The organism is Methylocystis sp. H4A (assembly GCF_015709545.1).
GTDB classification, from domain to species: domain Bacteria; phylum Pseudomonadota; class Alphaproteobacteria; order Rhizobiales; family Beijerinckiaceae; genus Methylocystis; species Methylocystis silviterrae.
In genome coordinates this window covers 1-21,574 of the sequence record NZ_JADNQY010000006.1, presented here as the reverse complement: position 1 = coordinate 21,574, position 21,574 = coordinate 1, and the positions used below count along the sequence as shown (strand labels likewise).

20 protein-coding genes and 4 pseudogenes are annotated in these 21,574 nt (G+C 56.4%); 1 reads left to right on the top strand and 23 read right to left on the bottom strand.

All coding sequences use genetic code 11. The features are described from left to right. Positions 1–508: helix-turn-helix domain-containing protein (locus IYW40_RS00335; protein ID WP_196398991.1), on the top strand; the 508-nt coding region annotated here is incomplete at its 5' end. 27 nt (positions 509–535) lie between these two features. On the opposite strand, the pseudogene IYW40_RS00330 reads toward IYW40_RS00335, so the two are convergent. From IYW40_RS00330 to IYW40_RS00215, 23 genes and pseudogenes are all read right to left on the bottom strand, one after another. Then, a pseudogene (locus tag IYW40_RS00330) lies at positions 536–757 on the bottom strand (transposase); the annotation flags it as partial. 251 nt (positions 758–1,008) lie between these two features. Further along, positions 1,009–2,051, bottom strand: a pseudogene (locus tag IYW40_RS00325) (IS110 family transposase). A gap of 86 nt (positions 2,052–2,137) precedes the next feature. After that, positions 2,138–2,896, bottom strand: a pseudogene (locus IYW40_RS00320) (IS5 family transposase). Positions 2,897–3,039: 143 nt separating this feature from the next. Next, positions 3,040–3,954, bottom strand: a complete 915-nt coding sequence (locus IYW40_RS00315) for a hypothetical protein (protein ID WP_196398990.1) — start codon at positions 3,952–3,954, stop codon at positions 3,040–3,042. A 7-nt stretch (positions 3,955–3,961) separates the two neighbouring features. After that, complete coding sequence (locus tag IYW40_RS00310) at positions 3,962–4,777, bottom strand: FkbM family methyltransferase (RefSeq protein WP_196398989.1); 816 nt, start codon at positions 4,775–4,777, stop codon at positions 3,962–3,964. Between the two features lie 35 nt (positions 4,778–4,812). After that, on the bottom strand, positions 4,813–5,601 hold the full coding sequence (locus IYW40_RS00305) for a DUF268 domain-containing protein (protein WP_196398988.1): 789 nt from the start codon (positions 5,599–5,601) through the stop codon (positions 4,813–4,815). Beyond that, positions 5,598–6,989: an oligosaccharide flippase family protein gene (locus IYW40_RS00300; protein ID WP_196398987.1), complete on the bottom strand. Its 1,392-nt coding sequence runs from the start codon at positions 6,987–6,989 to the stop codon at positions 5,598–5,600. The genes IYW40_RS00305 and IYW40_RS00300 overlap by 4 nt, the downstream gene beginning before the upstream one ends. After that, the gene (locus IYW40_RS00295) at positions 6,986–7,630 is read right to left on the bottom strand and encodes a hypothetical protein (RefSeq protein ID WP_196398986.1); all 645 of its coding nucleotides are present in this window, start codon (positions 7,628–7,630) and stop codon (positions 6,986–6,988) included. The genes IYW40_RS00300 and IYW40_RS00295 overlap by 4 nt, the downstream gene beginning before the upstream one ends. A 43-nt stretch (positions 7,631–7,673) precedes the next feature. Beyond that, positions 7,674–8,819: a DegT/DnrJ/EryC1/StrS family aminotransferase gene (locus IYW40_RS00290; protein WP_210327149.1), complete on the bottom strand. Its 1,146-nt coding sequence runs from the start codon at positions 8,817–8,819 to the stop codon at positions 7,674–7,676. Between the two features lie 50 nt (positions 8,820–8,869). Continuing rightward, positions 8,870–9,346, bottom strand: coding sequence for an acyltransferase (locus IYW40_RS00285; RefSeq protein ID WP_196398985.1), 477 nt, complete (start codon positions 9,344–9,346; stop codon positions 8,870–8,872). Further along, positions 9,343–10,446, bottom strand: coding sequence for a Gfo/Idh/MocA family oxidoreductase (locus tag IYW40_RS00280; protein WP_210327148.1), 1,104 nt, complete (start codon positions 10,444–10,446; stop codon positions 9,343–9,345). Before IYW40_RS00280 ends, IYW40_RS00285 begins: the two co-directional genes overlap by 4 nt. 184 nt (positions 10,447–10,630) lie before the next feature. Beyond that, a complete protein-coding gene (locus tag IYW40_RS00275; protein ID WP_196398984.1) occupies positions 10,631–11,929 on the bottom strand; it encodes a hypothetical protein in 1,299 nt (432 codons plus the stop codon). A 24-nt stretch (positions 11,930–11,953) separates the two neighbouring features. Next, positions 11,954–12,721, bottom strand: a complete 768-nt coding sequence (locus tag IYW40_RS00270; protein WP_196398983.1) for a glycosyltransferase family 2 protein — start codon at positions 12,719–12,721, stop codon at positions 11,954–11,956. An 833-nt stretch (positions 12,722–13,554) separates the two neighbouring features. Further along, positions 13,555–14,034, bottom strand: coding sequence for a transcription termination/antitermination NusG family protein (locus IYW40_RS22170; RefSeq protein WP_196398982.1), 480 nt, complete (start codon positions 14,032–14,034; stop codon positions 13,555–13,557). Between the two features lie 474 nt (positions 14,035–14,508). Further along, complete coding sequence (locus IYW40_RS00260; protein WP_196398981.1) at positions 14,509–15,018, bottom strand: transcription termination/antitermination NusG family protein; 510 nt, start codon at positions 15,016–15,018, stop codon at positions 14,509–14,511. A gap of 319 nt (positions 15,019–15,337) precedes the next feature. Beyond that, complete coding sequence (locus IYW40_RS00255) at positions 15,338–16,414, bottom strand: O-antigen ligase family protein (protein ID WP_196398980.1); 1,077 nt, start codon at positions 16,412–16,414, stop codon at positions 15,338–15,340. A 351-nt stretch (positions 16,415–16,765) separates the two neighbouring features. After that, positions 16,766–17,197, bottom strand: a complete 432-nt coding sequence (locus IYW40_RS00250; RefSeq protein WP_196398979.1) for a hypothetical protein — start codon at positions 17,195–17,197, stop codon at positions 16,766–16,768. 312 nt (positions 17,198–17,509) lie between these two features. After that, on the bottom strand, positions 17,510–18,217 hold the full coding sequence (locus IYW40_RS00245; protein ID WP_196398978.1) for an isoprenylcysteine carboxylmethyltransferase family protein: 708 nt from the start codon (positions 18,215–18,217) through the stop codon (positions 17,510–17,512). 120 nt (positions 18,218–18,337) lie between these two features. Continuing rightward, a complete protein-coding gene (locus IYW40_RS00240; RefSeq protein WP_196398994.1) occupies positions 18,338–18,496 on the bottom strand; it encodes a hypothetical protein in 159 nt (52 codons plus the stop codon). Beyond that, positions 18,471–18,608: pseudogene (locus tag IYW40_RS00235) on the bottom strand (IS66 family transposase zinc-finger binding domain-containing protein); the annotation flags it as partial. The pseudogene IYW40_RS00235 and the gene IYW40_RS00240, both read right to left, overlap by 26 nt. A 289-nt stretch (positions 18,609–18,897) precedes the next feature. Beyond that, positions 18,898–20,439 (bottom strand): hypothetical protein, encoded by a 1,542-nt coding sequence (locus tag IYW40_RS00230; protein WP_246720555.1) that lies wholly within the window; start codon positions 20,437–20,439, stop codon positions 18,898–18,900. Between the two features lie 410 nt (positions 20,440–20,849). Then, positions 20,850–21,059, bottom strand: a complete 210-nt coding sequence (locus IYW40_RS00220) for a hypothetical protein (protein ID WP_196398975.1) — start codon at positions 21,057–21,059, stop codon at positions 20,850–20,852. Between the two features lie 17 nt (positions 21,060–21,076). Next, positions 21,077–21,574: transposase (locus tag IYW40_RS00215; RefSeq protein WP_196398974.1), on the bottom strand; the 498-nt coding region annotated here is incomplete at its 5' end.

The window sequence follows — 21,574 nt, the reverse complement described above, 5'->3', positions numbered from 1 at the left end:
ACGCGATGTCGTGCTCACGATCCATTGGCGTGGAGGTCAGCACTCCGAATTGCGCGTGCGCAAACCTCGAACAGGAGAACATGGTTGCGCGACAACCGAAGATGCGTTGGCGGTCATGAGAAGCATGGCCGGTCGCTGGTCTGACGAACACATTGCCGCGTCGCTGAATCGAATGGGCCTGCCCACTGGCCAGGGCAAGACGTGGACGGCGCATCGCGTTGCTTCCGTTCGACGCGTCCGTGGCATCCACGCGTATCGATCCGCGGAAAAGGATGGCGAATGGCTCACCATGGCAGAGGCGGCGAAGACTTTAGGCGTCACACACCACGCGATACGACGCCTGATCAAATCCGGCGCGCTTCCAGCAATACAGGTGGTTCCGGGCGCGCCGCATCAAATCCGCGCCGAAGACCTGGCGCTGGAGCCGGTAAAAGCGGCGGTTGCCCGAAAAGGTCGCCCGTGTCGCGTCGTCGACGAACACACGCTTCCAATGTTTACAGATACTTGATGAGGGAATGCACAATGACTCATGCGTCGCAATGGGGCGGATGGCGCGCTCGACGGTGTTGGAGTCGATCTCGATGCGCCCGTCGTCGACGAAGCGCGTCAGGCCGTCCCAGCGCGAGAGCGCGTAGCGGATCGCCTCGGCGAGCTTGGTCTTCTGGCTGATCAGCGCGAGCTTTTCACGCAGCCATGCCTCGAGGGCGTCGAGGATGGGGCGGGATTTTTTCAGTCGCGCCGCGCGCCGGTCATCCGGGTTCTGACCTTCTGTCATTGGGCGATTCAGTCAAGGGCGTTTTTGGTCTCGCGAGGGGCATGCTTCTGTTCGTGATCGGCGCGTGGTCGTCACATGATGCAATTGGCTGAGGCGAAGAGGACCGATCTCCAAAGCGGAGTTGCGTTTCGCACTCCCAGGTGTCCGGCGGTCTCTCTGCGCCATCGTCCTCACGAGGCGCGTCCCTTGCGAGGACGATTCCTATTTCACCACTCGGCTTTGCTTCTTCCTATTCATGCCGCGGCGGTCGCGACGTTTGGCGCTGCGGTGAATCGAAAATCTGTCTGATCCCGCCACATGCGATGAAGGATGACGGCGAGTTTGCGAGCGAGGGCGACCTTGGCGCGCTTCAGGCCTCGACGTTGAGCGAGTTTGAAGGCCCAGGCTTTCAGCCTCGACCATTTCGCGGATCGCGTCAACATGACATGGGCGGCTTCGAACAGAGCGACCCGCACTGAAGCGTCGCCCGCGCGACTGATAGCGCCGACACGGTCGGTTTCCCCGGATTGATATCGGCGCGGCGTCAGCCCGAAAGAGGCGCCGACCGATTTCGACGATACGAACCGCTCTGGCTGGTCGACCGCCGCTCGATAGGTGAGCGCGACGATTGGGCCGACGCCGGGGGTGGTCATCAAACGCCGGCAAACCTGGTCCTGGCGAACGGCGTCGCGAACGCGCTTGTCGATTATGGCGACCTGATCGCGTAAAGCGGAACGGGCGACAAGAAGCGGCTCCAAGATATCCGGCAGGGTTGGGTGGCCAGAGATGGCTTCTCGGACCTTGGCGTCCCATCGGCCGCGCAGCTGGACCCGAGCCGAATGCCGAAGCCGCGCAGCAAGCCTCGCACGCTGTTTTCGACGTCCTTGAGACGACGAACGAGCGTGGAGCGCGCGGTAAGCAAGGCTCGCTGTTCACGCGCGTCCATGCTTTTGACATGCACTGGCCGGAACCAGCCCATGCGCAGGAGGTCTGCCATACCCCGGGCGTCATTGCGGTCTGTTTTGGCGACACGGGCCGAAGGCGCCGCGCGAACATGGCGCGTCTCCATCAGCAGGGCCTCGAAGCCCTGGCGCTGCATGCCGCGGACGAGCCATTCCGACAGCGGCCCCGCTTCGAGCCCGAGCCGAACAAGTTCGAGCCGAAAGGGCGCAAGCCGATTCGCGAGTGCATCACGATCGCTGGCGACATTGGCTTCGAGAACCACGGCGCCATCACGGTCGACAATGCATAATGCAGTCTTTTCAAGCGCGACATCCAAGGCGGCATAAAGTTCCATGGTGGTCATCTCCTTTGGCAAGCCTGGGCAGTATGGCCCGAGGCGGGACCAATGACCGCATCTCCAAAAAGAATTAGGGTTCAGACTCATAACCAATAGCTGACGGTCGCTGCGATGCAGACGGCTGCGAGGAAGTTCGCGGCGTTTCGGTCGTAGCGGGTTGCAATGGCCTGAAGTCCTTTAATCGGCAGAACATACGCTCGATGGTGTTGCGATTGCGATAGAGGAAGGGCGAGAAGCAGTTCTTCCACCTGCGATTGGCCTTGGGCGGAATGTTCGGCATTGCGCCGCCGTCCTCGACCCGACGGCGGATGGCGTCGCTGTCGTATCCCTTGTCGCCATGCAGGATGTCGCACGCGGGAAGCCGCGCGAGAAGCTCCATCCCCGCCGCGCAATCGGCGACGTTCACCGCCGGTGAGCATGAAGGCGATTGGCCGGCATTGAGCGTCTGTCAGCGCATGGATTTTGGTCGTGCGTCCACCGCGCGATCGGCCGATCGCCTGGGCACACTCCCCCCTTTACCCCTACTTGCGGAGCGGTGCGCCTTGACCGCCGAGGAGTCGATGAGAACCTGCGCCGGCGGGGCCGCCAGCTTGCGCGAGCGCGTGAAAGAGATCGACCCAGACGCCTTTGGCGGCCCAACGGACATAGCGATTATAAAGGGTCTTCGTCGGCCCGTATTCCGGCGGCGCGTCGACCCAGCGTCCACCAGATTTGAGCACTTGGATGATGCCGCTGATCACGCGACGGTCATCGACCCGCGCCTTGCCCCGAGTATCGGTCGGAAGATGGGGCGCAATCTTCGAAAACTGCGCATCCGTCGCCCAGAATTGATCGAGAAGCATCGGCACTTCCTTTCGGAAAGCCGTGAAACACAACTGCACGCTCATGCCAACGGGTTTATAGGTCCGGACCCTAGGCATCCGGCTAACGAATCACAATCTACTCCCCAGACTCAACTTCTTCTCAGATCGGCTCCATGACAGACTCAACAGTCATAATAATGGACAACTTCGCGGCGCTGCCACTCCCTCCAAGCGTCTATGGCCTCCGCCGGAAGACGTCGTCCCATAAGCCTAACGATCGTCTGCTCGGGGAAATCAAATGGATATCCCTCCGTCACATCGATCTCACCGGCAAACCATGCGTCATTAAGGACGTCCATGTAAGCATGCTGAATGAGCCCTTTATCATAATATTCTGAGGTCGATCGTGCCGGAATTATCCAACCTTGATAAACTGCGCGCTTTTGAGATTTGGCGAACCGGGCGGAACTACTCGATTGGGCGAATTCACATGCGGCTATAACCTGGGATCGTTCGTCTCCAAGACGCTTTGCGCGCGAGACGCATCGTAGCCAATAATCTCTTCGAAAAATGGCGAAGGCCACTATCCATATTGACCGCGCATTTTCAAAATCATCACAATCTGCTCCATAATACTCGATAACGGGCCCGGTTGGGCACGAGGATCTGGCGATGATTTTATGTGCTTGAGACCCCCACCAAAGTTTGCAGATAAGGGCCTCCTGATGTTTGAGTTCATGTACCAGGGCAGGGAGGTCAAGGCGTCGCACTATCCACGCGTCATCTTCCATAACGAGGCAATATTCCTTATCGTCGGCCGCTACTTCCCGAACCCAGAACGCCGGAGCCGAGGGATAGCGATGGGCGATTTCGTCGAACCTACCCTGTCTCAGTAACTCGAATTTACCATCATCAGCTCCGGATGATCTGATCTCCACGTCGGGATGCAACTGACGGATTCGTTCAAGGTGAACTGATTGGCTTCCGTCATCCAGAATCACAATCTTATCGTATTTATTAATATTGAACTTGACGCTACGTATGCAGCGATCAAGATAAAATGGTCTGGCAAAGGACTTGATGTAGACGTTCAGCATCGGTTCGTCATGTGGTTAGCGCCAGCCGCGGTCCGGCAACAAAATTTGTTGTAAGGTACTGCTCGTAGAATTCGCGGTAGCGATCGAGAACAATAATACGACCGCGTGGCTGGACAAGGCCCATAACCAATCCACGATCTTTGAAGAAATAGAAAAAATCCTGCAAATTAGTGTGAGTATCGAGGTTACACCCACCGAATTCTATTTGTATTAACTTGATGATTCCTGTCTCAATTGCCTTAGCCGCCCCTTGAAGGACAGATAGTTCGTGACCTTCCACGTCAACTTTCAGCAGATCAATGACTGAAACGTCGAGTTCAGCGATCATGTCGTCGAGTTTCCGAATCTCGACCGTTTCACTCTGATCCATCACAATGCCATGATGGTCAAGACGCCGACGGCTCAACGAAGCAAGCCCTGTTACATCACGATTTTTGTAAAGCGGCAGCCTCGCGTCTTCCGCACCCAAACCGTTCGGGAATAGCCGGATGGAAGAATTACCAGAGAAACGGGATTCCAACAGCGAATAATGAGACGCTGCCGGCTCGAACACAAACGCTCGGCCATCCGGAAATTTTCGGAGCCAGAGGGCTGTATAGTCGCCAACATGGCCGCCGCAGTCAAACAGTAACGGGCTCGGCGCTTTCACGAGATTGAATATACCGACTTCTCCGCTGGTAGTGATATCCGCGCCACAGCCAAACCCTTGAGCTGCGAGCAATTCCCGGGAAATCAGCAAAGCCGTTTCGAACGGAATCGAAGCAAGAAGATTTCTGGCCGCACGAACTGCGGTTCGACGCACAAACTTGAAGGGGGTTTCCAAGGCTTTATCGTCCCTCGTCTGTAAAATATACAAGATCAAGCCGAATGTAACGTGGACGTGACTTCAACTCTGTTCGAACAGCCATCACAGTCGATTTTCTTATGCAAGAGAAAGCAGCCGCAGCCATAGGCTTGAGAGTCGAATTCTTCGGGTACCGGATTGAGGTGGAACTCACCATTATCCGTCACCAGCGCGGTATCGATGATTGAAAAACGTTCGAACATTTTCGTGATTTGCGCGAAATTATAAACACGATGGGCGTTGAAGCAGATGCGCGGGTTACCGACGGGCACGACCATAACGAGGTGGCCTCCGGGCTTGACCACGCGCGTGAGTTCGGCCGCTGCGTTCAGATCTCCAATTGGATCGATGGCGTCGCCATATCGACCGAGCCCGACATGTTCAATCGTATGCATGCAAGAAAGCGACTCGATGCTCGAATCCGCAAATGGAAGTTGTGTCAGGTCCGCGCGCCCGCAAGACAGGCCGTCGAGAGAAATCGGCGCCGGGCGGTAGTCGTAAAAATTAACCGGGACGCTTGCGGATATCGTAGTACAAAAATACAGCGTAGAGGAGATGTCGACATGGCGGGCTGGTTTTAATTTCAGCACTGTCCGGGTCGCCCAGGCGGTATGGTAGATGTAATGCGCGTCGAACACGGTTGTCGCGGAATTCTCCCAAAGAGCCGGCATGCGGTCCCGCCAGCTCAACTGGAACCGATCGTCTTGCTCCAGACGAGATTGTTGCGCGAAGCGACGCCAGCCCCGAACAAATTGCCAATAGCGGTTTGGCAGGGAAAGGGCTTTGACCGCGCGCGACATCATCGAATTGCCCTCTTCTGCCGTGAGAAACCTTGCGCGAACCAGATCATCGCGCTTACGCAGCCGATTAAATTGATAGTGACCATCGAGAAAGCGGCTCCCGGCAAGCCAAAGGCTCGGATGCAAAACGGCGTTACAATAAGTGCAATTACGAACGACGCGCTGTTTATGATCGCGATCCAGCGCGTCTCTCCCAGGCTGACCCAGTTGATATAGCCAACATTATAAACCACATTCATCGCGCTCGACAGCATCAACCAGTTGAGGACAACCGACACGTTGACGGCAAGCGCTGGATCGCCCAACCACAATTCCAGGATCAGACGTCCGCAAAGGATGTAGCCGACGCCGATTACGAGAACGATGGCCCCAATCAATTTCATGAGTTGAAGCGTCATCCTGCGGCGTATGGAATGATCGGCACCGATTTCGACAAGACGTGGGAGCGTAGCTGTTAGGACCGGGTAGGAGAACTGCAATAGCCCGATGGCAACACTATAGGCGATGCTGTAAACTCCGAATTCCTCGATAGGAAGCTTCAGGCTCACGTAAAATTTGTCAATCTGCGTCGTGAGTGCCCCGAGCATCACCAGAGCGCTCATCCGCACTGAAAAAGGGAGGACGTCACGGATCTCGCCTGCATCCCACAAAAGGTGGGAACGGGATCGAGGCATCGAACGCCAGGCGATCCAGGCCACGGTAAGCGTTTCGAGCATAAAAGCCGATATCAGGAATGTGAGATAAGCCAACGCCGAATGGGTTGTGATCGCCACAACGACGCCGCCAACGCCCTTGAAAAGAGCATAGGAGCCGCGGATGGTGTTTTGGGAGACCTGCTCCTGCAACGCGGTCAGGACAGCGCCATAGAGAGCAGCGGGAAGCTGTATGAGAAAAAGCGCTATGGCGCAATAGATTGCTCCGATCGCAACGTCATGAGGAATCTCCTTAACATTGAGCCAACGGGAGACGATAAAGTCTGAAAACGGCGCTACAGCCACGGCAATGATCAATGCGCCGCACCAATAATATCGCTCGAGGCTGTAAAGCAGCCGGGCGGCCGCCATGCGCCCTTCCACTCCTTCCGCCCAACGTGAGCCAAATGCCTTGACGAGCGACTGCGTGACTCCCGCATTGAAAACGCTCATGAGCGTGATCATGAATGTCGCGAAGGAGATCAGTCCCCAGTAAGTGCGGCCAAGCGCTTCGACCAGGAACGGCAACGCCAGAATCGGCACGCTCGCGCTGATGGAAGACCCGAGATAATTCGCGGCTACGTTCCGTGCGAGCCGTTGCCGGCCAACGGAGCGGATGCGATCACCCAAAACGGCAGCAAATGTCGACGTTTGAATTGCGGCGCGTTTCGCCATTAACTCAGCTTTCGCGAACGTCATGAAACGGGCTTTGGCAGTATTCGGATCGCGTCGTGCCGGACATCGATCTTTACATCTTCTCGCCTTTTGCTCACCATATCGGCGACAGCTTCCACCGACGGATAGGCCGGGTCTCGCCCGAAGAGCCGCGCATCGTCAATCAAGATAACATGTCCGAGATCCGGTGCAGAAAGTATATGGTCAAGTTCGGCTATGACAGGAGTGTCTTCACGGCCCCGGGCGGTGTCGCCCCCAGAGAAATGTCCATCCAGCCAAAATAATGTTGGTCCTTTCAGGCGAGGGAGGATTTCCGCAAGCTTCTGGCCGCTGTCGCCGTGCAGGATTTCGACGTTCTCGTCGTCGGCGAATCGCCTTTGCGCCGCGTGGCAAAATTCCGCGTTCAGTTCGATCGAATAGAGCTTGTCGAAATACGCGGCCATAGCGGCGATCATGTCGCCGCGAAACGTTCCCGTCTCGACAAAGGTCCGCGCTCCAAATTGCTCGGCAAGTTCGAGGATTACGGCCTGCTTGACGGCGTGCTTTTCGGGCTGGGGCGTCAGGCGCAACAGTACAGCAATTCGCTGGACGGTCGGAGACCGAAGGAAGAGTTTCTTGAGTTGGTCAATCATCGAACGTTCCTGTTTATCGCGGGTGTGTGACAAGCCGCGTAAACTGGCGCGACGCTTAAAAAACGCGCCCGGGCCCTCAGCAAGCCCTTTGCGCGGCGGAAGGGGCGAATGAGGACACTGCCGCCGAGACCGCTTCGATTTGCCGCTCGGCCAATTCGGCAAACATTGGTAGTGAAAGGCAGCGACGTTGCAGGGCGTCAGCCCCCGGAAAGTCCTCGACCTGCGCCTCAAGTCGCCGATAGCAGGGGAGAAACGGCAGCGCCCGTGGATAATTGAGCTGTGTTTGAATGCCTTGCTCTTTCAAGTGCGCAGCGAGCGCATCGCGCTGATCGTGGCAAATAACGTACAGGTGCCAGACGTGTTTCCGCTCCTCGGCGACACGAGGGACAACGATTCCGGAGATATTCGCAAGCCTCTCGCTGTAACGCCTGGCGATTTCGTCGCGCCTCTTCGTCCAGGCGGGCAAGTACCTCAGCTTCACCGAGAGAATCGCCGCCTGCAAGCCATCGAGGCGGCTATTGACTCCCTCGATGCGGTGCTCGCCTTTCACGAGGCCTCCATGACGAGCGAACATTGCCATACGCTCCGCAAGAGCCCGGTCGGCCGTGATGATCGCTCCGGCGTCGCCCATCGCTCCAAGATTCTTGCCGGGATAGAACGAGAACGTGGCGGCGACGCCAAACCCGCCAACCTGACGGCCGCGAAATTCGGCCAGATGCGCCTGTGCGCAGTCCTCGATCACCCAAAGGGCATGTCGTTCCGCCACATCGATCACAGCCCCCATGTCAGCAGGCTGCCCATAGAGGTGAACAGGAATTATTCCGACTGTGCGGCTGGTGATCACGCTCTCGAGCTTCGTCGCATCGATTGTGTAAGTCAGCGGATCGATGTCGCAGAAGACCACGGTCGCTCCTGACTGTGTGACCGTCTCGCTCGTCGAAATCCATGACATTGCCGGTACGATCACTTCATCACCCGCTCTCACCCGCAAAGCTTTCATTGCGATATAAAGGGCGTCGGTTCCGTTGGCGCAGGAAACGCAGTGCGGCGCGCCGACAGCCTTGGCAAAGTCCTGTTCGAATTCTTCGACAAAAGGGCCACGAATGAAAGAGGAAGAGGTAATCACGGCGGCGATTGCCGCGTCGATTTCGCCCTTGATCGAAAGGTATTGAGCATAAAGATCGACGAATGGGATCGACACCCCAGATGAAGTATTGTTCATGAGCTAATCACCGAAAGTCTGACGCTTCGAGAACGCTGTGATCGCGTTCGCTATCCCAAGTCTCGCAGCAGTCTTGCTGGGTTGCCGGCGTACACGCCCGGAACCGAAATGTCGTGAGTTACAACCGTGCCGGCACCAATCACCGTGCCGTCGCATATAGTGACAGGCATTACCGTCGCGTTCGAACCAATTGACACATGATTGCCGATACGCGTCGGACGCCAAAGCTCTTTGCGCCCGCGGGCCGGTCCATCCTTCGTGAACGTATCATTGATGAAAACGACACCATGCCCGACGAAGCAATCATTGCCGATCTCTACCATTTCGCAAATGAAGCTGTGCGACTGTATCCGGGTGCGATGCCCAATAGTAACGCTCTTCTGTATTTCGACGAAAGGGCCAATGAAGCAGTCATCTCCAATGACACATTCGTAAATATTGACAGGATTAACAACTTTGACACGCTCGCCAAAGCGAACATCTTTGATGTCAACGTGAGATAAAATGGGATTATCTTTTCGCGTCATTTCGAAGCGCCCAGCCGGCTAAGCTTGGGGGCAAAGCGGACGTTCACGGGCATTCCGGTCTCGATCGACTCGTAGAGTGCAGTTATGAGCTCTAGACTTTTTCGACCCTCCAAACCGTCGACCAAGGCCGCCCCGCGTCCGTTCAGGCAATCGACAACGTGTTCGTAATATGCTTGGTGGCCGAATCCATAGATATTGGGGGGATTGACCGAAAAATTCTCTGTTACTTCGTGATCGCTCGGGCGCGCGTCGGCAAAATGCCAATGCTTGATCTCGTTCATCGCGAAACCGCCAATTTCGATCACGCCCGTCTCGCCGATGATCGAAATGGAGCCCTCGATGTCCCTGGGCCGCGTCGCCGTTGTAGCTTCAATGACGCCAAGAGCGCCGTTACGGAACCGGAGCGTGGCAACAGCGGTATCCTCTGCCTCAATATTGACGAGAGCAGTCGTAGCACGGGCATGGACGCTTTCAACATCGCCCATGAACCACTCGAGCATGTCGATGTGATGGCTGGCTTGGTTCGATAAGACACCGCCGTCAAGTCTCCATGTTCCCCGCCAGGGCGCTTGATCATAGTACGACTGCGGTCTGCACCATCTCACGCGAACCGTACCAAGAACAAGGCGACCCAAGCGGCCTTCACGAAGAGCCTCGCGCGCCTTTATGATCGGCAAGTTAAAGCGGTTCTGTTTGACAACGAACAACTTCACATCGGCTTGATCGCAAGCCTTTATCATCGCCTCCGCGTCCTCAAGACGCAGCGCCATAGGCTTTTCGACTACGATGTGTTTACCCGTCCTTGCGACTTCGATCGTATGCTCTGCATGAAGTCCGCTCGGAGTAAGGATGGACACCGCATCGACGTCATTCATCATCGCCAATGCCGCGCTACTTGAGGCTGCGGGAACAGCATAGGTGGAGGAAAACCTTGCCGCCACGTCTGGGTCGCAGTCGTAGACGGCGGCAAGCCGCGCCCCAGGGATACTCCCGCTGGACAGAATATCTGCATGCCGCTTGGCAATGCGGCCGCAGCCTAGAAGGCCGAAGCCTATCACGACCTGATCGTCACCCTTTTCTTTGGCTGTTTGTCTATCCATAAGAGCCGATCCTGAAAGGAGTTGTGTCGTGAGAATCGCTTATGACTCCCTCGCGAGACAGATGATCTAGTGGGGGAGGGGTGCCGAGTAGAAGCCAGAGCATCGCTTTGCATAACTTTCGCCCCCCCCCCGGAGTGGGACACGACTCTAGAGGTCTCTCTCCCTCAACTTCGATCTCATGGGCTCACGCTACTGATGCGACGAGTCGATCGAATACCGAGGCAAGTGGAACACGCAGGTCCTTCGATGTCAGGGCATTCGCGTTGTCGCGTGTATCAATCATGTAGCCGACGCCATTATGCTTGCCGTTCTTTATGGCGACAAAGGATACATCGTTTTGAAAATCTCCATGCTTATCATGGCCGGCAAAGTAGACGAAGCCTCTGGAAACGTCGTCCGGATAAGTAAGCGTCACAAAAACGTCCCTGCCGCTATGGTCAACATAGAACAACTCTTGGCCGTCCTCGGCGCGCATTGACGCCAAAATGCGCGTCGCCTCTTCGGCGTCACTCGCCGTGGAGCACGTGACCAGGAAGTCACGCGACATTCTCGGCTCGATGACAGTGAACGGAACGCCGTGTTTACGCAAAAAGGCGGCGTGATCGCGCAGTCGCCAATAATACTCTGCTCTATAGTTCGGATCCTGGTGAAGGCCAGTCATTACAATAAATCGCGCGTCTGGAAAGGCGGACATGATTTGATCTAATATTATGTCATACATGAGATAAACGTCCTTCAACGGATCGAGTCCAGGGCGAACGTACCAGGCGGGATTCTTGTTCTCGCCCTTGTAGCTTTCGGCCGAGAACATGTAGTGGTGCTGTATGTGTGCGCCAGCATTGAGGAAAATCGTGGCAAAGTCGACATTGGTTTGCTTGACCGACGTTATCGCCGTATCGGACAACAGCAAATCGAGGAACAGCGCCTTGTTCCAAGGCCGAATTCGCGCGCCAAGCGCGAGCGAGACGTAGCGGGCGTAATTCTCGGGCCGCGCGTTTACGGCAGCGCCAACTAATAGCCCGATCAATGATTTGAGTGAGATTCTCGCTTGCGCATTGTCATTCACAGCTTGGCGGATGCCGTCGTACATCCCCCGCAACAAAGCACCGCCCGTAAATTGAGTCGCCGTCCATGGATCGGGCACGAAGAACGCTGCGTTCGACGTCCGATTTTTGGCGTTCATCGGGCTGATCGCTCCAACTGCGTAACCTTTTTTCTCGATCACCTCCCAAATTTGCTCAATCTCTTCTTTGGCGATGTCTCCAAGGCGAAAAATCTTATGCTCGGCGAACGTCTTTCCCGTATGCACGGTGACCCATTGAATCCATGGCTCCAGATGCTCGTATTCTGTTTCGGATATTGTTTCAATTAGTCCGTGATGATCGATCAGTCTCTTGAAAGTCGGTAAATATCCTCTCTCGATATAGTGCCTGACCGAATCAAAATTAACCTCGTTAAGTTCGATGCAGAGGGTCTTGCGCACTGCGGGTTCTCCATCTGGGATCATTTATTCGTCATTCGCCACAGGCGTTGCGGCGACTCTGAATTGCTTCGCTTTTTTGAAAGCGCGCAAATAAACCCGCATGACCGGCACAGCGGGCGTTTGTTTCCGCAAAGCGCGAATCATATCCTGCGAAATATTCAGATAAGAACGAAGCCCCGAACTGCTAGCGCCGCCTCTGCGCATGCTGACGAGAATTTGATCGATTGTAGCGAGACTGAATTGCGAATCGCGACGAAGACGAAGGAAATAGTCAAAGTCAGATGCGGTTGGTATTGTCTCATCAAATTCCCCAACTTTGCGGGCGAGACTGGCCTTCACATAAGTGGCCGGATGCGGAGGAAACCCTCCATACCAAAGATCATCCGGCTTGAATTCCGCGCCGCGGATTACGCGGACCTCGCGCCCATTCGCATTGACCTGCGACACGGACCCTGCAATGACGGCCGCGCCAGTGGTCTGCGCCGCTTGCGCAACCGCGCTCAAACAATTGGGAGACGCGAAAACGTCATCAGCATTTAAAAAGCCGATAAAATCTCCTGTCGCGGCGGCGAGCCCCTTGTTCATAGCACTGTAAATTCCGCGATCCGCCTCGCTAACGAAATGCGCCAGTTGCGATCTGTAGCCTTCGATGATTTCCTGAGTTCCGTCTTTCGAGCCGCCATCGATAACGATTGCTTCGACATCCACGCCACGTTGCCCAACAACTGACTCGAGCGCCTCGCCAATCGTGGCGGCCGCGTTGTAACAGACGGTCACGACCGAAATTTTCATTTGCATCCCCTGGCGGCTAAACCACCGCGGCTATCTTCCAAGTAATAAGGCTTATCAACGACCGGCGGCAAGCTGCTGACGCGCATCATTTCGCAACGCGCTTGTGTCGACGAGACATAAAGCCGCGCGGCAGTAAGAAAGCGCTATCGCGCCGGCGACCCGCACAAGGCCAATAAAAAGAACAAGCAGGCTTTCCTCGTCAGGCCGCCTACAAGGCGCGCTCGCTCATCGAACACTTCGGCCAGCTCAAGCGTTTCAATGGCGTCAACGGCCGGTTACGCCGCCGCACTCTGTGAGCAGAAAACATCCGACAACGACAGCGGCCTATTGATCACTCTCTCCAATCTAACGGATTGGTGTGCGCCGCGGAAATCGCCAGCGTCAAAAAAAAGGGAACAATGCAAGGAGCGTCAAGAACAAGGCTAGACATTGTCGCACTTGAGCCCAGTCGCCGCGAGAGCTCTTTATTAACAGCGCTCCTCTCTTTGCATCAGCGCCATGGAAGTTGCGCCCAAGAACGACATTCACTGTGGTCGACGCTGCATCTGCTCTTGAGCTTGTCAACGCGCGATAACGCCCATTTATAGCGCCCATCGCTACGATCGATAAGGGACAAAGGCAAGAGATCGAAATCTAGTTCGATCCACGCTACCGCCCTTCGGGTGAAGCGCTCGCTTCATCCGTTGCGCTTAAATATTAGCGTCGCACCCCTGCTGCGCGACGCTGAACATCAAAAAGATATCGCGGAGAAGATCAGACTACGACCCAAAATGTCGCTTGCGACCCTCGTCGCTCAGCTTCCGCAGATGGTTATCTGGCCCTCGCCATGCGCTTCACGCCGCTTCCAACGCGGCGCGGTCCAGATATGTGGGCACTTTGCCTTTCATAATGTCGAGCAGCACGCGCACGCGCCCATTGGGGTCAATCCGGTCCAGTGTGCCGATTGCGTTAGCGAAAGGACCCGTAACCACTCGCACGGGCTGGCCTTGCCGCAAATTGCGATCGAAACAAACGAGACCCTCTTCGTCGGTAAGATCGAGCAGATTTTCCACGACGCCGCCAGGGACCGGTTGCGGCGTTTCTCCCTGCATAATCAAGCTGGAGACGCCACTGGTACCATTCACTGATCGCCATTGATCCCGATCGATGTCGAGAACAACGAACATGTAGCTGGGGAAGATAGGGCTTTTCACCGTCCGCAATTTTCGTGCATGCCGAACCGTTTTCGTGGCGCGCGGAAGAAATACGGGAAAACCCTGACGAAGAAGGTGAAATTCGGCTCGCGCCTCTTGTCGAGGGAGAGAACGCGCCACATACCATCGCTCTCCCTCCTTAAACGACCAATTTCCATCCCGACTTTTCCAAAAGACGAACTCTGTTGGTTTGGCTACGAAATGCACGCGCGCCCCCTATCAAATTGATTTTTCCCTTTGCGCTTTCCATCTCATTCGAGAGCCTTTTTGGTTTTACTCGCGCGGGAAAACCAATTCTAACTCGCCTAGTGTGACTGCGGAATGACCAGGTCACGAGAATATCCTCTATCGCTAGGTATTTAGCGAGTTGCTCGAGCGCAACATATGGTCTCGAAAAAGGGGCGAAAGTGTGAAAATGGCAGGAAATTCGGATGTCACCACGCTACCCCCATTCGCCTCCATCCGCTATCGTGCCGACGACGCCCCGCCTATCGCGCGACGCTTATCCTTGACGAGCTTATGGCGAAGGCGGACCAAATCGCTCCATAGCGCCGCCGCCCGCGAACATTCGAGCCCGCTTGCTCGCCTGCTCGCTTAAGCCGCTTCCAGGGCGGAGCGGTCCAAATGGGCCGATACTTTACCGTTCATGATGTCCAATAGCACACGCACACGTCCATTGGCATCCAATCGTTCCAACACGCCTACGGCATGGGTGAAAGGACCCGCCAAGACGCGCACCGATTGACCTTCGCACAGATCGCGGTCGAAACGGATCAGCCCATCTTCATCCACGAGGTCGAGCAGGCTTTCAACGACGCCCACCGGAACTGGCACAGGCGCTTCTCCTTGCATGATCAAGCTGGCGACGCCGATGGTGCCATTGATGCTTCGCCAACGGTCTCGCCCAATGTCGAGCGCGACGAACATGTAGGAGGGGAAGACCGGAGTAGGCGCGGTGCGCAGTTTTCGCGCGTGGCGAATCGCATTCATGACTCGGGGCAGAAAAACTGAAAAGCCTTGCTGAAGGAGCTGAAATTCCGCTCTCGACTCCTGTCGCGGCAGTGAGCGAGCCACATACCACTTCTTGCTGCTTTCAAAAGGCATTCGCTCGCTCCAATTTGGTCGAGGGAGAACGGATCATCAGCATTGTCGTACATGTCCGCCAAATCGCAATATTTTTTGATTTACTGCCATGACTGAAACGGCAAGTCAGCAAAAATTTTCTGCGTTTAGCTCGCCTCGCTCCCAGGCGCCTGGCCCTGGCAACGATAGTTTAATCTCCGGTTAAAGGCTTTTTTTGATTGCGCCTTTTTATGTCTGATTGGCCGATCAATTTCATTGCCAGCCTCCGTCCCCGCCAGTGGACCTCCAAGCGACCTGAAATCAGATTTGCGCGCGAAAAAAAATAGCAACTCTGTCGTTCTTAGACGACGCTCATCGATGGCTGCCGATGAACGCGCGCCCTCCGCGAACTCGTGACTGGCGGGTCGATCAACAGGCCGCAAGCGAAGGCAAATAGCGCCGTCATGGCGCTCGTGCGAAGCGGATAATCAAGGAGCGAGTGAGCGAGAAGGAGAAGGATAATGAGAATCGATGCGCGGACCAACGCTCGGTCGACAGGCAGCAGATCGGAGTTAGGCTTCGCAAAGACGGCGATTCCTTTACGTGTCAGCCAAAAAAGAAAGAGGATGAGCAAAGTTGGACCCACCAATCCTGTTTCGAGCCACATTTCGAGCAAATCATTGTGCGCATGATTGGCGTATCGTCCGGCTAGGAGATCCGCCGGCTTTTCGACAGTCGTATAGACGGACGGAAAGCTTCCTATGCCTGACCCGGTCGGCATAACGCTCGTCGCGGCTGCGACGGTGTTGTGAGCAAAAATCAAGCGGGCGTCGGCCAGGGCGTCAACGTCAAATCGATCGAGCAGGCGAAACAAGGCTGATTGGCCAAGAAGCAAGATCGCAAGCGCGATGATGGCCGCCAATCCACGAAAAACGTTCACATTAGCGCGGGCGCGATGACGCTCGACTCCGGCGACGACGCTCGCGAGCAAGGCGACGATCATCAAAAGGATGCCAGCGCGAGAGCGCGCCATGGCTTCGCCGACGATGAGCGCGGCGAGCGCGACGCCCGCGGCAAGGGCGCCTAAGGCGTATGTCGTCTCGGCGCCTTTCCTTTGCTTGAACGACAGCCCCATCAGCTGAGCCACAAGCACCGTTGTGCTCAGTGCAATCGCGCAGTAAAGCAGCGCCGCGAAGTGATTGCGGTTCGCGAAAAACCCCACAGCATCGTCCTGATTGGTATATTGGAAAAATCTCAATGGGCTCGTCGGTCCCTGCGCCAGTTGGAGCAGTCCCAAGAAAACGCTGACGACGGCAAAAGCAACGAGCGCGAGGCTCATCACTCTGCGTTCCCGCCGGTCGAGCGTGAGAGTGGCAAGAAATATCGCCACAGGCGGCAATAGCGAGAGGGCGGCGAGCAAGGTCGCTTCGGGCGTCATGCTTATGGGAGCCCATGATGGCGAGCGTCCGAGAAGCTCAAAGGATTCGACGACGATTTCCCGATGCCTCAGATGCGTCCAGATCCAAGGCGGCAATGGGATAAGCTGAACTAGGGGAACGGCGACGATCGCAGCACAAAACCCAAGCGCTAAAGATTTTTCGCGGCTTAGTGGCGCATCCAACACTCGCCAAAGAGCGGCCAACAAAACTGGGATTGAAAGCAGCTGAAGAATGGCGTCGGAAAGAAAACCGTCTCTTGTCCCGCCTCCCAAGAGGAGGCAGAACAAGAGTTCGGTGATAGAGAGCGAAAGGAACAATTCGACCTATCCGGGCGAGGCCGAAATCAATCCTTAGGGACTGACTGGGACTGGGATGGGAACGAACTGGGCGTTAGAATTGTTGCCGCCAGCAAGAATCCCCGCGCCGGCGAGGGCGCCGCCTACCAGCGCCGTCCCTCCAAGGCCAAGCATCATATTTCCGCCCAATTCGCCATCGGCTCCGCCGGCTTGGGCGCTGAACGAACACGGAGAATGTTTAGCAACTGTGGCCAGGGAGTTCGCTTTAACAGTGACGCTGCATCCATCAGGATAGACGACGCGCGCAACACTCTTGCTGCCAACTTTCACCTTGTCTCCCGGGGAGAGCTCGGCGGCCCCCTGGACCAGGTCGAATCCCTTTTCGCGACCAACCCAAACCTGCCCTTTAGCGTCCACGAGTGAGGCCGCCTGAGCGGAGCCGCTAGCGACCATTGCCGCTAGAATGAAGATTTTGCCAACTTTCATGATCGCAACCCTCCTTCATTAAGCCTTTAGTGCCCTTATGACGCCTGTTGAATGCCTTAGATGTTTGTCGAAGTAAAGGCGTCGAGCACCCAATATGTACCGAATTTCCTTTCATTTTTTGCAAATCGAGCGGGGGGAGATCAATTAAATTCCAACTGTTGCGCCCGTGCAACACAGGAGGCGATCAGATCGAGCCCATGTGAGCCCATGTGAGGCGCTCGGTGCCCACTTAAGGAATTTCTGGCGGCAGATTGTGAATGTGTGGATCGGCCGCTGCCAACTGATGGCGCATGAGCCGAGACGTCAAAATTCTCAGTAGAAGCCTGGCACCAGCCGCGCTGTCCGCTCCGCATATTCGCGATAGCCGGGAAATGTCTCTAAGAGAATCTTTTCCTCGAAGCGCATACGCAAAAGCTGCACTCCGAGAGTCACTGCCAATATGATGAGCGGCCAAGGCTGCTCGAACCTCCACATGACGCCAATGGTGACGACGAGCTCTGCAAGATAGAGCGGGTGTCGGACGATACGATAGGGTCCTTCTGTCACTACCTTCCGCGCCTGTGGCATTACGCTAAAGGAACGCCCCAGAAATTGGATGGTAACAATTGATGCGACCAACCCCAGCAGGGCGAGTCCCGATGAAAGGCCGGCCGTCAGCGGAGACATATCGGCCCGCGGCAACAAGGCCAGCAAGGACGGCAAGGCCAGAGCGGCGACGGCCGCCAAACGCGGCGAGACGCCCTTAACCTTTTTGACGACGGGATGTCTGATAATCAGAAACCGGATGACGAGGGCCAGGAGCGTGATTGTCGCGATACGCGTGCACATTCCCAGGACTGGCGTCGCTTCGTCATCAACTTCCCACAATTTTACGGCGGAGCCTATGATGCCCAACGTAAACCACAAAATGAGCGGGCAAGCGGCCGCGAGTTCCCAAAGCTTAACCTTCGTCTTTTCGTTCAGCATGGTTCCGTTTCTGCGAGCTAGAAACATCCGACGTATCACTTCTTGGCCTCGCATAAGCGATATCCTTGCACGATCGGCAGGCCGGACTTGATGAATGTGCATGCTGCGCCCTCCCCTAAAATCTGACCACCAGATCGCAAAAAGTAAAGCATTAGCCCTCCTTTGCCACCGACCTTAGTTAGGCTGGACCGACGCGTCGTTGCCTCGAATGTCGACCTCGATCACGTAGAGCGCCGCGACGCGCGCGAGGATCGCGTCGGCAAAGGGCGAGCCCGCCTTCGGCGTTGCGCGGATGATCCGCGCGAGCCGCCTGGGCCACGCCCGCGCAGCCATTCGGACAGGCGTAGCGCGGCCGCACGGTCTCGATGACGCGATATTGCGCGGGCGTCGCGTCGAGACGGCTCGAGCGGTCTTCGCGGATCCGAACCAACTGGCCGCAGCCGCAGGTCAGGTCAGGCGCGCGGGGTCGATCACGCGCTCTACGCACGGCAGATGGTCGCGCGCGTTTCCCGGTAGCACTCGGAGGCGTATTGCGAGCCGCGATCCGAGTGGGGGACGCCGCCTGGCGGCGGTTTTCGTCGTTCAATTGCGGCCTTTGGGGCGGCGATCGTCAGCCTTGCGTCGATCGAGTGACTGATCGCATGGCCGACGACGCGGTACGCCGTGGTCGGGAGACGGGACAGGGTCTCTCCGGTTGGCTATGACGATGTTTATGGACGCGTCCATGATGATTGTTAGTTTGAGGCGCTTTCCGTCCGCGAAATCGACACGTCGTCGAACCAAAGCACGCCGAAAACAAGTTTCTCGGAAGACGATCTTGCGGCGAGCTTGAGTTCGAACATCTGAGCGGGGCAGTCCTTCACGGGAATGACCACGGGAAATTCAAAGGTGCGCCACTCTTGGTGTGATCCGAGAATCATTTGGCTCTGGCCAAGTGGCGTTCCTCCGATACATCTTGCGGTCCACTGCACGCCTCTCGGTCCCCGGATACCGCCCATGTACGTGCCTTTAAATGTATATGGGCCAGCGGCCAGCATAGTAGTTTGGGAAACTCCTCGAAATTCGACGCGTCCTGGCCCAAAATTTATGACGAGCGCGCGATTGGCGGCGTTATCAGGCCGCGACGCAAAATCAACGAACACATTGGCGCCGGGAGGGGCCTGCCAATCGAAGCGGGAGCCTATCGGCTTCTTTGCGAAATCGCCGTTGAATAAAAAGCCGGCGGATTGAAGCCGTTCCGGCGGTAAAAATTGCAGCCAGACATAATAGGCTAGATCATAAAATCCATGTTTGAAGAGAAAGGTTTCATAGGCGCTCAGCTCGTCCTTTGTTGGCGGCGCCGCTGTTTCCTGGAGGCTCATGAGTAAGTTATATGGCGTACGCGCGTCTGAGACCGAGAGGCCAAGCAGACTAAAAAAGACGCGGCGCCAGTTCGGATTTGTCGCGAGAAGTTTTGCGAGAATAGGCCGGGCGTCCGAGTCCTCTGCCATCCGCGCCAGAAACGGCGTCGTGAAGACGATCGTTCCTGGGTTCGATCGCATCAATATATCTGCATAATAAGCCGCTGATTCATGATTCTTTCTCTCGACGCTTTTGCGCATCATCCAGTGGATCGCGAAGCTTTCCTTGAGTGAACGCCGTGCGGCCGCCTGCATGAATGTTTCTGCCGTTGCGACAGATCCTTCTAATTCCGCGATCTGCCCCAAGAGCCGATAGGCGCGCGCCGAAAGAGGATCGGCTATAAGACCTCTTTCGGCCTTTTCTTTTAATTCGGTGAGATGAGTTTTCGAGAGTGGGGGCTGTTTAGGCGTCCTTCGTTCAAGCTCATTTGCGGCGAGGAGCAATAGCGCCTGCGAATGATCGGGGCGGATGCTTAGAGTCAGTTCCGGCGGCGAATGGGTCGAAAGATATGCGACGAGACTGTGAGAAATGACGAGCCCACCCAAGGTCAAGCCGCCGACGCAGAATATCGCCAGGCGCAGCGGGCTGGAAGCTTCCCGTTTCAAGAGTTCCCGTGTGAGGCCAGGCTTGAAAGAAAGCGCCATCCAGCTCCTCCGATCGCAGTCAGCGCGTGCGCCAGCTTCGCCCAAAAATAAGGAACCGCCACAATCCCTTGGGGCGGTTCTGTCCAAGACCGGTCGTCCGCTTCCTTTGGACTCTTTTGCTAAAATTGGTGCCCTGGTTTGTCCTGTTTTCGCTGCTGCGTTTTGCGCCGTTGCCTTTCTCAAGGGGCGCGCCGTTTTTTGGCGCAGCGCTACGAGCCAGAGCAGCGTCATAGGCGGCGCGCCGTTCGGGCGTCTTGAGATCATTCCATGCTTGCGTGACGCGAGGGAACAACAGCGAGCGCGTCAGGTCTTCACAAACGTCAGGATGCAACCAGCGGCAAAGGAGCGAGAGATTTCGTCGTAGCTCCGTGGCTGGCGTATCTCTTGTTGCGCCCAATACGCGATAGCTGTCGGCTTCCGGCGCCAAAATGATCTGTTCGAGATAGAACGCCGCCACTTCCCGCAGTTCTGAAGGAGATTTTTCCGTCTGCGCTGCGCAGAATTGTTGAGCCTCGTCATCCCTGGCGACAAGGCGAAGCAGCAAATCAACCCCGTCGGGAAGCGGGATTTCGCGCAATCGCGCGAAACTTGACGGTATCGCGGACAAATACACGGCCGCCCGCAATGCGGCGACGTTTTGATCAACCGGCGGCAGCGTCATCGCTCAATTTCTGCAATGTCTCACGTGGCGAGTTGACTCCGCTCTGGATAGGCGATTTTTTTTCGGTGCCATGTTCATCACCGTCGTCTTTTCCATAGTCATACTCATAGCCATAGCCATAGCCGCCATAGCCATAGCTCGCGGTTCGTAAGCATCCGGTGAGGCACGTGGGCTGATCATTTTCAGCCAAGGACGGCTGCGCGTAGATCAGGCGGCGAGCTTTTTGGCTTGTAGGTCGGCGGCCCAGCGCCACGGTAGCAAGGCGGCGAGATCGGTTATCTTGTGATCGTTGATGCGGGCCAGCACATCGGCGAGCCAAGCCTGTGGGTCGACGCCGTTGAGCTTGGCGGAGGCGATCAGCGTGTAGATCACAGCGGCGCGCTCACCGCCGCGATCCGAGCCGGCGAACAACCACGATTTTCTTCCCAGCGCGACGCCGCGAAGGTTGCGCTCGGCGCAATTATTGGTCAGGCAGATGCGGCCGTCGTCGAGAAAGCGCGCGAATGCGCTCCAGCGTCTGAGCATGTAGTCCATCGCCTTGGCAACCTCGGCGTGACGCGACAGCCGCGCCCTCTCGCCGCGCATCCATGCCTCGAGCTCGGCGACGAGCGGCGCGACACGCTCACGGCGAATGGCCAGACGCTCCTCGGTGGGGCGGCCATTGATCTCGCGCTCGATGTCGAAGATCGCGTCGATGCGTTTGAC

What these genes read in the sequence shown, in the direction of transcription:
- IYW40_RS00315 (WP_196398990.1), bottom strand. Translation starts at nt 3,954, where the DNA reads ATGCTGAACGTCTACATCAAGTCCTTTGCCAGACCATTTTATCTTGAT.
- IYW40_RS00305 (WP_196398988.1), bottom strand. Translation starts at nt 5,601, where the DNA reads ATGATGTCGCGCGCGGTCAAAGCCCTTTCCCTGCCAAACCGCTATTGG.
- IYW40_RS00300 (WP_196398987.1), bottom strand. Translation starts at nt 6,989, where the DNA reads ATGACGTTCGCGAAAGCTGAGTTAATGGCGAAACGCGCCGCAATTCAA.
- IYW40_RS00290 (WP_210327149.1), bottom strand. Translation starts at nt 8,819, where the DNA reads ATGAACAATACTTCATCTGGGGTGTCGATCCCATTCGTCGATCTTTAT.
- IYW40_RS00285 (WP_196398985.1), bottom strand. Translation starts at nt 9,346, where the DNA reads ATGACGCGAAAAGATAATCCCATTTTATCTCACGTTGACATCAAAGAT.
- IYW40_RS00280 (WP_210327148.1), bottom strand. Translation starts at nt 10,446, where the DNA reads ATGGATAGACAAACAGCCAAAGAAAAGGGTGACGATCAGGTCGTGATA.
- IYW40_RS00270 (WP_196398983.1), bottom strand. Translation starts at nt 12,721, where the DNA reads ATGAAAATTTCGGTCGTGACCGTCTGTTACAACGCGGCCGCCACGATT.
- IYW40_RS00260 (WP_196398981.1), bottom strand. Translation starts at nt 15,018, where the DNA reads ATGCCTTTTGAAAGCAGCAAGAAGTGGTATGTGGCTCGCTCACTGCCG.
- IYW40_RS00255 (WP_196398980.1), bottom strand. Translation starts at nt 16,414, where the DNA reads ATGACGCCCGAAGCGACCTTGCTCGCCGCCCTCTCGCTATTGCCGCCT.
- IYW40_RS00250 (WP_196398979.1), bottom strand. Translation starts at nt 17,197, where the DNA reads ATGAAAGTTGGCAAAATCTTCATTCTAGCGGCAATGGTCGCTAGCGGC.
- IYW40_RS00245 (WP_196398978.1), bottom strand. Translation starts at nt 18,217, where the DNA reads ATGCGAGGCCAAGAAGTGATACGTCGGATGTTTCTAGCTCGCAGAAAC.
- IYW40_RS00240 (WP_196398994.1), bottom strand. Translation starts at nt 18,496, where the DNA reads ATGGCTGCGCGGGCGTGGCCCAGGCGGCTCGCGCGGATCATCCGCGCA.
- IYW40_RS00230 (WP_246720555.1), bottom strand. Translation starts at nt 20,439, where the DNA reads ATGACGCTGCTCTGGCTCGTAGCGCTGCGCCAAAAAACGGCGCGCCCC.